The sequence below is a fragment of the Streptomyces sp. NRRL F-2580 genome (assembly GCF_000720115.1).
Classification (GTDB): domain Bacteria; phylum Actinomycetota; class Actinomycetes; order Streptomycetales; family Streptomycetaceae; genus Streptomyces.
In genome coordinates, this window is record NZ_JOIR01000017.1 from 99,961 (window position 1) to 112,330 (window position 12,370).

Annotated in this window: 13 protein-coding genes; 5 read left to right on the top strand and 8 right to left on the bottom strand. The window is 71.0% G+C overall.

All coding sequences use genetic code 11. The annotated features are described in order from the left end of the window. Positions 1–6: 6 nt before the first annotated feature. On the bottom strand, positions 7–954 hold the full coding sequence (locus tag IF88_RS0120160) for a hydrogen peroxide-inducible genes activator (protein ID WP_030713950.1): 948 nt from the start codon (positions 952–954) through the stop codon (positions 7–9). A gap of 136 nt (positions 955–1,090) precedes the next feature. Here IF88_RS0120160 and IF88_RS0120165 point away from each other — a divergent pair, with 136 nt between their 5' ends. Together IF88_RS0120165 and IF88_RS0120170 are read left to right on the top strand one after the other, a co-directional pair. Next, complete coding sequence (locus IF88_RS0120165; protein WP_030713953.1) at positions 1,091–1,645, top strand: peroxiredoxin; 555 nt, start codon at positions 1,091–1,093, stop codon at positions 1,643–1,645. 3 nt (positions 1,646–1,648) lie between these two features. Beyond that, positions 1,649–2,185 (top strand): alkyl hydroperoxide reductase, encoded by a 537-nt coding sequence (locus IF88_RS0120170; protein WP_030713955.1) that lies wholly within the window; start codon positions 1,649–1,651, stop codon positions 2,183–2,185. A gap of 59 nt (positions 2,186–2,244) precedes the next feature. Here the strand turns inward: IF88_RS0120170 and IF88_RS46590 are convergent, their stop codons facing one another. From IF88_RS46590 to IF88_RS0120200, 6 genes are all read right to left on the bottom strand, one after another. Next, complete coding sequence (locus tag IF88_RS46590) at positions 2,245–2,952, bottom strand: hypothetical protein (RefSeq protein ID WP_030713958.1); 708 nt, start codon at positions 2,950–2,952, stop codon at positions 2,245–2,247. Between the two features lie 173 nt (positions 2,953–3,125). After that, positions 3,126–3,815 (bottom strand): hypothetical protein, encoded by a 690-nt coding sequence (locus IF88_RS46595; RefSeq protein WP_030713961.1) that lies wholly within the window; start codon positions 3,813–3,815, stop codon positions 3,126–3,128. Between the two features lie 84 nt (positions 3,816–3,899). Continuing rightward, a complete protein-coding gene (locus tag IF88_RS0120185) occupies positions 3,900–5,285 on the bottom strand; it encodes an AI-2E family transporter (protein WP_037806432.1) in 1,386 nt (461 codons plus the stop codon). 106 nt (positions 5,286–5,391) lie between these two features. Continuing rightward, the gene (locus tag IF88_RS0120190; protein ID WP_030713967.1) at positions 5,392–6,087 is read right to left on the bottom strand and encodes a transglycosylase SLT domain-containing protein; all 696 of its coding nucleotides are present in this window, start codon (positions 6,085–6,087) and stop codon (positions 5,392–5,394) included. 461 nt (positions 6,088–6,548) lie between these two features. Next, positions 6,549–7,865, bottom strand: a complete 1,317-nt coding sequence (locus IF88_RS0120195) for a PhoH family protein (RefSeq protein WP_030713977.1) — start codon at positions 7,863–7,865, stop codon at positions 6,549–6,551. Positions 7,866–8,188: 323 nt separating this feature from the next. Beyond that, entirely contained in the window at positions 8,189–8,950 is a 762-nt protein-coding gene (locus IF88_RS0120200) for an isoprenyl transferase (RefSeq protein WP_030713982.1), read from the bottom strand. 127 nt (positions 8,951–9,077) lie between these two features. Here IF88_RS0120200 and mgrA point away from each other — a divergent pair, with 127 nt between their 5' ends. Then, positions 9,078–10,115, top strand: coding sequence for an L-glyceraldehyde 3-phosphate reductase (gene mgrA / locus IF88_RS0120205; protein ID WP_030713985.1), 1,038 nt, complete (start codon positions 9,078–9,080; stop codon positions 10,113–10,115). 142 nt (positions 10,116–10,257) lie between these two features. On the opposite strand, the gene IF88_RS0120210 is transcribed toward mgrA, so the two are convergent. Further along, complete coding sequence (locus tag IF88_RS0120210; protein WP_030713987.1) at positions 10,258–10,998, bottom strand: prepilin peptidase; 741 nt, start codon at positions 10,996–10,998, stop codon at positions 10,258–10,260. Positions 10,999–11,162: 164 nt separating this feature from the next. On the opposite strand from IF88_RS0120210, the gene IF88_RS0120215 reads away from it, so the two are divergent. Then, positions 11,163–11,531, top strand: coding sequence for a DUF192 domain-containing protein (locus IF88_RS0120215; RefSeq protein ID WP_030713990.1), 369 nt, complete (start codon positions 11,163–11,165; stop codon positions 11,529–11,531). Positions 11,532–11,590: 59 nt separating this feature from the next. Further along, positions 11,591–12,208: an SMI1/KNR4 family protein gene (locus IF88_RS0120220; RefSeq protein WP_030713999.1), complete on the top strand. Its 618-nt coding sequence runs from the start codon at positions 11,591–11,593 to the stop codon at positions 12,206–12,208. The last annotated feature ends 162 nt before the right edge of the window (positions 12,209–12,370 follow it).

The following is a 12,370-nucleotide window of genomic DNA, read 5'->3' on the forward strand; positions in this document are numbered from 1 at the left end:
GATCCCCTAGTCGGTGGGCCACACCGGGAGCGGGCGTACGGCTTCGCGCAGTGCGGCGGCGATCGCCCGGAACTCCTCCTGGCGGGCCGTCCCGGTGCGCATGGCCAGGGCGATCCGCCGCGAGGGAGCGGGCTCGGCGAAGTACCCGGTGGACAGGTACTCGTTGCGGGCGGTCTCCAGCCGCAGCGCGGTGCGCGGCAACAGCGTCACGCCCAGCCCGCCGGCGACCAGCTGGACGAGGGTGGAGAGCCCCGCGGCGGTCGTCGTGACGTCCGCCCCGGTGGTGCGTCCCGCCTCCCGGCAGATGTCGAGGGCCTGGTCGCGCAGGCAGTGCCCTTCGTCGAGCAACAGCAGCTGCAGTCCCCGCAGTTCCTCCAGCGGGATGTCCCGGCGCCCGGCCAGCGCGTGCTCCCTGGGGGCGAGCAGTACGAAGTCCTCGTCGAAGACGGGCAGTTCCGTGACCCCGGGGACCCCGAGCGGCACCGCCAGCAGGAGCAGGTCCAGCCGTCCGGTGGCCAGACCCTCCAGCAGCGTGGCGGTCTGCTCCTCGTGCACCTGGAGGTCCATCCGGGGGTAGCGCCGGTGGAAGAGCCCGAGCACGGTCGGCAGGAGGTACGGGGCCACCGTGGGGATCACTCCGAACCGCAGGGTCCCGGTGAAGGGGGCCCGTACCGCCTCGGCCTCCTCCAGCAGCCCGCCCATCGCGTCGAGGACCAGCTGGGCGCGGGCCGCGATCCGCTCGCCGGCCGGGGAGAGCAGCACCTTGCGGGTGGTGCGCTCCAGCAGCTGCACGCCGAGGGCCTCCTCCAGCGCGGAGACGGCTCCGGAGAGCGCCGGCTGGCTCATCCCGATGGCCGCGGCGGCGTCCCGGAAGTGCAGGTGCTCGGCGACCGCCGCGAAGGCGCGCAACTGTGCGAGGGTCGGCTGTTTCGCTCCCCTGTTACCCACGGCCACTGATAGGTACCTCCGATCACCCGCCTCAAGACTAGCTATTTCCGCAATCAATGCAGGTGTGTCAGCATGTGAGATACGTCCAACCCCAACGGAAAACCCCCAAAAGGGGCCATTTTCCATGTTTCAAGGAGATCGCGTGCTCACTGTTGGTGACAAGTTCCCGGCCTTCGACCTGACCGCCTGCGTCTCGCTCGAGGCCGGCGCCGAGTTCGCGCAGATCGACCACAAGACCTACGAGGGCAAGTGGAAGGTCGTCTTCGCCTGGCCGCTCGACTTCACCTTCGTGTGCCCGACCGAGATCGCCGCCTTCGGCAAGCTGAACGACGAGTTCGCCGACCGCGACGCGCAGGTCCTCGGCTTCTCCCTGGACTCCGAGTACGTGCACCACGCCTGGCGCAAGGACCACGCCGACCTGCGTGACCTGCCCTTCCCGATGATGTCCGACATCAAGCGCGAGCTGTCGGCCGAGCTGGGCATCCTCGGCGAGGACGGCCTGCCGATGCGCGCCGTCTTCATCGTGGACCCGAACAACGAGATCCAGTTCTCGATGGTGACCGCCGGTTCCGTGGGCCGTAACCCCAAGGAGGTCCTGCGGGTCCTCGACGCCCTGCAGACCGACGAGCTGTGCCCCTGCAACTGGAACAAGGGCGAGGCCACCATCGACGCCGGCGCGCTGCTGGCCGGTGAGTGACGGATGTCCCTGGACTCCCTGAAGTCGGCCGTACCGGACTTCGCCAAGGACCTGAAGCTGAACCTCGGTTCGGTCATCGGCAACAGCGACCTCCCGCAGCAGCAGCTGTGGGGCACCGTCCTGTCCTGCGCGATCGCCGCCCGCTCCCCGCGCGTCCTGCGTGAGCTGGAGCCCGAGGCGAAGGCGAACCTCTCGCCGGAGGCGTACACCGCCGCCAAGTCCGCCGCCGCGGTCATGGCGATGAACAACGTCTTCTACCGCACGCGGCACCTGCTCTCCGACCCGGAGTACGGCACGCTGCGCGCGGGCCTGCGGATGAACGTCATCGGCAACCCGGGCGTGGAGAAGGTCGACTTCGAGCTGTGGTCGCTCGCCGTCTCCGCGATCAACGGCTGCGGCCAGTGCCTGGACTCGCACGAGCAGGTCCTGCGCAAGGCCGGCGTCGACCGCGAGACGATCCAGGAGGCCTTCAAGATCGCCTCGGTGATCCAGGCCGTCGCGGTCACCCTCGACGCCGAGGCCGCCCTCGCCGCCGAGTAGTCACGCGTACGACCGTCAGGGCCCCCGCAGCCGTCTCCGGCCGCGGGGGCCCCGCGCGTTCACTTCCGCAGGGCGGCCATCAGCGCCCGCACGTCCTCGACCGCCGCCGCCACCAGACCCTCCCGGTCGGGCCGCGCGGAAAGGCTCGACCGAGGATCGGTTCCGTCCTCGAACCTGTCGAAGAACATCACGTCGAGGAGGAACACCGCGCCGCCGTCACGGACCCTCACCCGGACCCCCTCGCCACCACCGGGGGTGCTGACGAGAGCCTGCTCCCCCAGGCCCGGGACCGGCTCCCACTGGCCGGCGCCGTCGGCGCCGCTCCGGTCGTACCGGGAGCCGAGCGCGAACTCGGGCGTCGGATCGGTCTTCTTGTGCAGTTCGACCACGGCGGACACGAAGAACCCCCCGACGGTGGCCGAACGGTCACCGTTGCGGCTGCAGGACGCCCAGTCCATGGCCGGATGCCGGCCGCCGCCCCGCTCCGGGTCGGAATCCGTGAACCCGCCCAGCGCCCCGGCCAGGGCCGGCGCCGTGAACCGGCCGCACAGGTCGTCCGTGACCCGGTAGCGGATCTCCGGCTCGCTCAGCCGGTCCCCGTATGCGTACAGCCCGCCCGCCCACAGCGCGGAAGTGGCCACGGCCGTCGCCGCCACCCACCACCACGGCCGGCGCGGCCCCCGCGCCTCGCGCACCGCCGTGTCCTGCGCGACCTCGGCCGGCCGCACCGGCTCCCACTCCCCGTCCAGCTCGGGCTCCGTGATCATCCCCGCCCCCTAGGTCGTCTCTTTTGGATCTTGCCGGTTAAGCCCGCGTCGTCTGGCGCCGTGCATCGCAAGGCGGAGGGGCGCCCGAGTACTGGACGTACTTGGGTGCCCCGACAACACGGCGAGGTGCGGTGCCAGGCGGCGCGGGTCAGGCCAGATCCGAAAGAGACGGCCTAGTCCTTGAGCGCCGCCATGAGCTCGCGCATGTCCTGGACCATGGCCGCCTGGACCGCGTTGGCGTCCGTGGCGGGCCGGCCGTCCTTCTCCGCGAAGGTGGTGGCGAACACCCGGATGCTGAACACCGCCCCGCCGTCCAGCACCTTGAGGTTCAGCCCTTGGTCACCGGCCCACGCCGTCATCACGGCACGCTCGCCGAGGTCCGGCACCTCTTCGGTCCGCGGGTCGCCGACATTGGCGAGGTCGTCGACCGACGGTACGCCGAACTCCGTCGCGGGGTCGGTCTTCTTGTGCAGCTCGGTGTTCACGTACACGGAGAAGTCCCCCGGGTAGTCGGGGACGTTGTTCAGGACGCACGTCGCCCCGTCCACAGCCGGGTGGCTGACCTCCTTGTTCACCGGTCTCTTGTGAAGGTCTCCGGTGATGCCGCTCAGCGACTGGGCCTTGAAGTCCGCGCACAGGTTCTTCGTCACCCGGTACGAGAGCGCCGGCGCCGCCATCCGGTCCCCGAGGGCGTACAGCCCGCCGGCCCACACCGCCGACGCCACCACCACCCCGCCCAGCGCCCACAGCCACGGCCGTGAGGTGGCGGCGGCCGCCGCCCGCTCGCGCGGCGCGAGCGGCTCGGCCACCTCCGCCGCCTGCGCCGTGTCCCACGCCCCGTCCAGCTCCGGCTCGGTGATCATGCCTGCCCCCCGCAGTCCCAAGTCCTGGGCGCCGCCACCGGCATGCACCCGCCCTTGATCATCGCAGTCTGCGACCGGTCCGGGCTAGGGCCTGCCGTCCTCGCTGTCGGGTACGACGCCCAGGGCCGTCGAGCCGTGCGGGGCCGGACCGGCCATGCCGGCTCCGTGATGGCTGTGCTCGCGCGAGTACGCCCTCAGGTATCCCACCACCGTGTTGGTGACCGCCACCAGCGGAACGGCGACCACCGCACCGCCGATGCCCGCGACCATGCCGCCGGCGGCCACCGACAGCACCACCGCGAGCGGGTGCACCCGTACCGCGCGGCCGAGGATGAAGGGCTGCAGCACGTGCCCCTCGATCTGCTGCACCGCCAGTACCACCAGCAGCACCATCAGGGCGGTCCACACGCCCTGGGTCACGAGCGCCACGACCACCGCGAGGGCACCCGAGACCACCGCGCCGACCAGCGGGATGAAGGCGAAGAGGAAGATGAAGACGGCCAGCGGCACCGCCATCGGCACGTCCAGGAAGTAGATGCCGAGGCCGATGAAGATGGCGTCGATGAGCGCGACGATGACCGTGCCGCGCACATACGCGGTCAGCGTGCGCCAGGCCCGCGGACCGGCCCCGGCGACCCCGGCCCGGGCGGCGTTCGGGACGAGGCCCAGTGCCCAGTTCCAGATGCGCTTGCCGTCGTAGAGCAGGAAGAGCGTCGAGAACATCGCGAGCAGTATGCCCGTGAGGACCTCGACGAGGACGGTCACGCCCTGCAGGCCGGCGGAGGTGATCTGCTCGGTGTTCGTGCCGATGGTCTCGCTGAGGTTCTTCGCGATGTCGTTGATCTGCTTCTCGGTCACGTGGAACGGACTGTCCAGTGCCCAGAGCTTGAGCTCGTTGATGCCGTCGCGGACCCGGTCGGACAGGTCGTCGAGGTTCTCCATGACCTGCCAGACCACGAACCAGCCGACGAGCCCGATGACCACGAAGCCGAGGATCGCCGTGACGGCCGTGGCCAGCCCCCGCGGCAGGCCCAGCCTGCGCAGGCGGACGACGAAGGGCTGGAGCATCGCGGTGACGAGCATGGCGGCGGCGAAGGCGAGGACGACCAGCCGGACTTCGCTGATCACCTTCATCAGCACCCAGAGCATCCCGGCGAGGAGCAGCAGCCGCCAGCTGGCCTCGGCGGCGACGCGCATCCCCCAGGGGACCACGCTCGCCGGGTCGGGGCGCTCGGGGACGGCCGGCGCGGCCGGGTGCCGAGCGTGGGCGGGCGGGGCGACGGGCGGTACGGGCGCGGCCGTCGCGTCGGCGGACGGTTCGGGAGCCGCCGGCGCAGGGGCGGCCGCGGCGGGAGCACGGGGGTCCCCACCGGTCTCGGCCTCGACCTCGGCGCGCAGCTCGTTGAGCCGCGCCTCCATCCGGTTCAGCCTGTTCCCCAGCCGGCCGAGCCAGCCTTCCCGCTTCGCCATGTCGCTTCCTTCCCCCGCCCCCGTGTTCGGGCACGCCTCGAAGACCGTACACGCGAGGAGCCCCGCACCGTAGGACGGTGCGGGGCTCCTGGAGGTCGAGCGCGCTCTAGTACCAGCCGTTGGCCTGGTGGTACGTCCACGCGGCACAGGGGCTGCCGTAGCGGACGTTCATGTAGTTCAGGCCCCACTTGATCTGCGTGGCGGGGTTGGTGCGCCAGTCCGCGCCGGCCGAGGCCATCTTCGAACCGGGCAGCGCCTGGACCAGACCGTAGGCGCCCGAGGACGAGTTCACGGCCTTGTAGTTCCAGGTGGATTCCTGGTTGATGATGTTCGAGAAGCACTGGAACTGTCCGGCCGGGACCATCTGCTGGGCGATGGCCTTGACCTGAGCGACCGTGTAGGAGCTCTGGGGGGCGAAGTCGCCGGCGTCGCGGGCGGCGGAGCGGCTGGCGACCTCTGCCTTCGCGTCGCGCTCCTTCTTCGCCTTCTCGTCAGCGGCCTTCTGCGCCTCGGCCTTCTTGGCCTTGGCGTCCTCGGCGGCCTGGAGGCGGGCGCTCTCCTCGGCCGAGCGCTTGGCATCGGCGTCGGCGGCGTGGGCGATGGTGTCGGCCTGCTGCGTCAGGGACGCGCTCTGGACCTCCGCCTGGTCGCCGACCGGGATTTCGGCAAGGAGAGTCGCGCCGGAAGCGGTCGTCTCGAGATCGTTCGTGGGGTCGCCAGTGGCAACGCCCACGACTGCGCCGACGGTGGTGACCGCGGTGGCCGAAGCCACGGCGAACCCCCGGACCGAGATCCGGCTCACACGGTGTCCTTCCAGCAGCGTCCGCAGTGACCGCGCGGGCGCAAAAGTGCCCCTCGACGCTGGCCTCCGTGGTTCTACGGTCACTGGAGGCGCGGGCCCGTGGGCAACTCCCTCGCGGGGGCTGCTCCGTGTAACTCCGGGCGGCATACGGCATTCGACTGTGGAGTTGTGGTGCTGCGCGTACCTCACGGGAGGTACTGGGGCCCCCGGACGAAGTCTGGGGGAGTGCGCCGTATGCGGGGCCTGACGGAAACCAGACTCTGCCGGAACGCGACACCGCAAGGCAATTCTCCGTTGCGTGGGAAAGGTCACACCTGGCATGTCGCCCTCCGTTTCGCCAAAGGCCTGTGCAGCGCGACGCCGCCCGGCTAGGCTCTCGGGCCTTTGCCGGGCGGCGCCAACTCACCTTCCCGCTATGAGGTTTTTGACCGTTTCGACTGCCCCGACGGAGGCCGTCAAGGTCAGAGGGTTTCGAGCATCTCAGTGACCAGTGCGGCGATCGGGGAGCGCTCGGACCTCGCGAGCGTGATGTGCGCGAAGAGCGGATGCCCCTTCAACTTCTCGACCACGGCGACGACTCCGTCGTACCGGCCGACCCGAAGGTTGTCCCGCTGGGCCACGTCGTGGGTCAGAACGACCCGCGAATTCGCGCCGATTCGGGACAGAACGGTCAGCAGGACGTTCCGCTCCAGCGACTGCGCCTCGTCCACGATCACGAAGGCGTCGTGCAGCGAACGGCCGCGGATGTGGGTGAGCGGCAGGACCTCCAGCATCCCGCGGTTCAGCACCTCCTCGATGACCTCCCGCCCGGCGACCGCCGAGAGGGTGTCGAAGACCGCCTGGGCCCAGGGGCTCATCTTCTCGGCGGCGTCCCCGGGCAGGTAGCCGAGGTCCTGGCCGCCTACCGCGTACAGCGGCCGGAAGACCATCACCTTCTGATGCTGCCTCCGCTCCAGCACCGCCTCCAGGCCGGCGCACAGCGCCAGCGCGGACTTTCCGGTGCCGGCCCGCCCGCCCATCGAGATGATCCCGATCTCGGGGTCGAGGAGGAGGTCCAGCGCGATGCGCTGCTCGGCGCTGCGGCCGTGCAGCCCGAAGGCCTCGCGGTCGCCCCGTACGAGCTTCACGTTGCCGTCCGCGGTGACCCGGCCGAGCGCCTTGCCGCGCTCGGACTGCAGGACCAGTCCGGTGTGCACGGGCAGCTCGGCGGCCTCCGGCACGTAGAGCCGCTCCTCCGAGTAGAGGAGGTCCACCTGCTCCCCGGAGAGGGCGACCTCGGTCATGCCCGTCCAGCCGGCATCGGTGATCGCGAGCTCCGCCCGGTACTCCTCGGCGATCAGCCCCACGGAGGAGGCCTTGATGCGCAGGGGAAGATCCTTCGAGACCACCGTGACGTCGTAGCCCTCGGCCTGCAGATTGCGGGCGACGGCGAGGATCCGCGAGTCGTTGTCCCCCAGTCGGAAGCCGGCGGGCAGGACACCCGGGTCGGAGTGGTTGAGCTCGACACGCAGGGTGCCGCCCAGATCGCCCAGCGGGATGGCGGCGTCGAGGCGACCGTTGCGAACCCGGAAGTCGTCGAGCAGGCGCAGGGCCTGGCGCGCGAAGTAGCCGAGTTCGGGATGGTGCCTCTTTGCCTCCAGCTCGGTGATCACCACGATCGGGAGCACGACCTCGTGCTCGTCGAAGCGGGAGATCGCGTTGGGGTCTGCCAGCAGGACGCTGGTGTCGAGGACGTAGGTCCGCCTGTCGGGCAGGCGGCGCTTTGTGCTGGTCACCACGGAAGGACGTACCCCCTCGGAAGAGGTCGGGCCATGAAGACCGGACCGGTCATCGGCACCCATGCCGGGGCCGATTTCCGGCCCTCCCACTCCGTCCGTGCGCATCGCACGTGCGTCCTGGTGCAAAGGGCCTCCCGGGCGGACGACCCCATGCCGTCCGCTGAGACTCGACACCCGTGGATCGGGCATCGACCTGAAAGGGATATTCCCCGATCAGGCCAGGCCATGCCATGGCATATGACGGACGCTCGGTGAATCCCTGGTGAAGGGTTCGAGGGAAGGGGCCGAGGGGACCTGCGGGGGCCTGCCGGCCCCCGCGCGGGTCAGGTGCCGTAGCGCCGGTGACGGGCCGCGTAGTCGCGCAGGGCCCGCAGGAAGTCGACCTTGCGGAAGGCCGGCCAGAAGACTTCGCAGAAGTAGTACTCGGAATGCGCGCTCTGCCACAGCATGAATCCGGACAGCCGCTGCTCGCCGCTGGTGCGGATCACGAGGTCCGGGTCGGGCTGGCCGCGCGTGTAGAGGTGCTCGGCGATGTGGTCGATGTCGAGGATCTCGGCGAGCTCCTCGAACGAGGTGCCCTTCTGCGCGTGCTCCAGGAGCAGCGAGCGCACCGCGTCGGCGATCTCCTGTCGACCGCCGTAGCCGACTGCGACGTTGACGAGTATCCCGTCGACGCCGTGGGTGGCCTCCTCGGCCTCCTTCAGGACGCTCTGGGTCCCGGCGGGCAGGATGTCGAGGTTGCCGACGTGGTGGACGCGCCAGCGGCCGTCCGCGGCGAGGCCCCGGACCGTGTTCTCGATGATGTTGAGCAGCGGTCGGAGCTCGACCTCGGGCCGGTCCAGGTTGTCCGTGGACAGCATCCACAGGGTGACGACCTCGACGTCCGTCTCGGTGCACCAGCCGAGCATCTCGGAGATCTTGTCGGCTCCGGCCTGGTGGCCCTGTTCCGTCGTACCTCCGGACGCCTTCGCCCAGCGACGGTTTCCGTCCAGGATGACGCCGATGTGCTTGGGCGCCGCGTCATGGTCGAGGCGGCCTTCCACCCGGCGTGCGTAGAGCCTGTACACCAGGTCGCGCAGCTTCACGATCTTCCAGCCCCTCCGTGCAATGCCCCCGTGCCATTTGCGGTCTCCCCCGAGGCGGCCACATTACTGCGCGGCGGGATGGGGTACCCAACTCGGTCTGTCACAAGTCCGTGATAGGGAGGACAACGTGACTGATACCAATCCCTATCGGGCAGAGCCCTCGCGCTACGACTCCATGGAGTACCGGCGCACCGGCCACAGCGGCCTCAAGCTCCCCGCGATCTCCCTCGGCCTCTGGCACAACTTCGGCGACGACAAGTCCCTGGAGTCCCAGCGGGCGATCCTGCGCCGGGCCTTCGACCTCGGCGTCACCCACTTCGACCTGGCGAACAACTACGGACCGCCGCCCGGCTCGGCCGAGCTCAACTTCGGGAAGATCTTCGCGCAGGACTTCGCGTCCTACCGCGACCAGCTGATCCTCTCCACCAAGGCCGGCTACTTCATGCACGAGGGGCCGTACGGCGAGTGGGGCAGCCGCAAGTACCTGCTCGGCTCGCTCGACGCCTCGCTGAAGCGGATGGGCGTGGACTACGTCGACATCTTCTACTCGCACCGCTTCGACCCGGAGACCCCGCTGGAGGAGACCATGGGCGCCCTCGCGTCCGCGGTTCAGCAGGGCAAGGCGCTGTACGTGGGCGTCTCCTCGTACACGGCGGAGCAGACGGCCGAGGCCGTGCGCATCCTGCGCGGCATGGGCGTGCGCCCCCTCATCCACCAGCCCTCGTACTCCATGATCAACCGCTGGACGGAGGAGGACGGGCTGCTGGACACCCTGGAGGACGCCGGCATGGGCTGCATCTCCTTCGCGCCGCTCGCGCAGGGGTTGCTGACGGCCAAGTACCTGAAGGGCATCCCGGCGGACTCGCGCGCCGCGCAGGGCAAGTCCCTCAACCCGGACCTGCTGTCGGACGAGGTGCTCCGGCGGCTCGTCGGCCTGAACGAGATCGCGTCCCGCCGCGGCCAGTCGCTGGCCCAGCTGGCGCTCAAGTGGGTGCTGCGCGACGACCGCATGACGTCGGCCCTGATCGGCGCTTCCAGCGTGAGGCAGCTGGAGGAGAACGTGGCCGCGCTGGCGTCCGCGCCGCTCTCCGAGGCCGAGTTGAAGGAGATCGACTCCTTCGCGGTGTCCACCCCCGGCACCAACATCTGGGCCCAGCGCGGCTGACCTGTGCGTTCGTCTCGCCGCCCGATGGGAGGGCGGTGAAACGAAAAACGGGCCGGTCCGTGGGGGGGATACGGACCGGCCCGAGGGGGGGGTTCCACCATAACCCTTCGTAAAGCATGCTGCGTGCATCGGCGCGCCACGATTACGCTCCGAAACCACCCAGCAGCACTCCGGTGAATGCTCCGGCCGCCATGAAGGGGCCGAAGGCGAAGGCCTGCTCGCGTGTCGCGGAGCCGCGCAGCAGCAGGGTGAGGCCGTACAGGGCCCCGTAGAGGAGGCCCAGGAAGGCCCCCGCCGCCCATACCCCCCACCCGTACCACCCAAGAGCGACCCCCAGCGAGAGCGCCAGCTTGACGTCGCCGAAGCCCATCCCGGCCGGGTTGATCAGGTGGAGCAACAGGTACGCGGCTCCGAGCGCGCCGCCGCCCAGCAGCGCGAGCCGCCAGTCGCCTCCGGCGCGCGGCAGCGGGGCGGCCGCCCCGAGCAGGGCCACCGCCCCGGCCGCGAGCGGCAGGGTCAGTACGTCGGGCAGCCGGTGCACGGCGCGGTCCACGAGGGCGAGCAGCACGACCACCGGGGCGAGCCCCGCGAAGACCACCACCTCGGGCCGCGCCCCGACGGCCGCCCCGAGCACGGCGCAGAGCGCCCCGACGAGGGCGGCGAGGGGGGCGGCGCGGCGCCCGTAGCGGTGCGGGGCCCTTCCCGCGGCCGCGGGAACGGGGCAGCGGGCCGCGCCGAGCCAGCCCCGCACCCGGTGCCCCCGGGGGCAGCCCTCCCGCCAGGGCTCCCCCGGCGCGACGGAGAGCCGGTACACGGCACGCGGCAGCAGCCACCCCGCGGTGGCGCCGTAGCCGGCGGCGAGAACGATCAAGGCGGCACCCATGCGACCGACGGTAGCGCCGCCGCGTCCCGCCGCGCGGGGCTTCCGGGGCTGAAAGACAGCCCCGCCGGCGCTTGAGGCGCGGGGTCTGGGGCGGAGCCCCGGGGAACGGAGGAAGGGCGGGGCGGGGATGCCCCGCGCGGCGGCACCCCCCTAGGCTGGCCGGCATGGCGAACTGGCAGGACGGCCCCGGCACCCTGCACATCGGCGCGGCCCGCATCCCCCTGGAGGTCGCCGCCTCGTACGGCGCCCGCACCCGCGGCCTGCTCGGCCGGGACGGGATCGAGGGCGCGCTGCTGCTGACCCCCGCCGCGAGCGTGCACACCTTCCGGATGCGGTTCGCGATCGACGTGGCGTACCTCGACCGGAACCTCCGCGTGCTGACCGTGGTCACCATGCCCCCGGGCCGCCTCGGGCTGCCCCGCCCCCGCTCCCGGCACGTCCTGGAGGCGGCGGCCGGAGCCATGGCCGGCTGGGGGCTGCGCCCCGGGACCGCCGTCAAGGTGGACGTACCGGGGCGTCTCACGCGCGGCTAGGCGGCACCCCTCCGCGGCAGTAGGTTGGGGCGGTTGAGCTGGGGCATCAGGGGAGCGGCATGACGGAGAACGCGCGGATCAAGGCGCTGGAGCAGATCATGCCGGCGACGCACGGCGCCGACGAGGACATCGACTGGCAGGCGGCCGAGGCCGCCTGGGGGACACGGTTCCCGGCCGACTTCATCGCGTTCATGGGCCGCTTCGGCGCGGGTTCCATCAACGGCGAGGCGAGCATCCTGCTGCCGCTGCCCAAGCCGGGGCTCCAGTGGGACCCGGCGGAGATGGCCGAGGAGACCGAGAACGCCCGGCAGGCCTGGGAGACGGAAGGCGGCCGCGCCGCCTTCGACGTGGACCCGGAGGCGATCATCGCCTGGGGCGTCACCGGCGGCTCGGACATCCTGTGCTGGCTCACCTCCGACCCCGACCCGGACCGGTGGCCGGTCCTGGTCTGCGGGCGGCACTCCGCCGACTCCTTCGCGGTGTATCCGTACGGCATGGCCGAGTTCCTCTACCGGCTCTGCTCCGACGAGTTCGACGTGAGCCCCGTCAGCATCACCTTCTGGGACGGCGGCCACCTCAGCTTCGTGCACTGGCGCAAGGCCCAGCGGCGCTGGCAGGAGGGCCGCAACCCGGAGACGGGCGAGCCCGACCCGTACGCCGGCGAGTTCGCCGACTGAGCCGCGGGGCCCGTCGAGGCCCTCGCCCGACCCCAGCCCGTTTCCGTGACCGGAAACGGGCTTTTCGGCAGGTCTACGCGCGTCCGATCTGCCGATCACATATCGGAAAACACCAGCCGGAAAAGCCACACTTGGAGCATTGACCACAACTGCGCCCCCAAT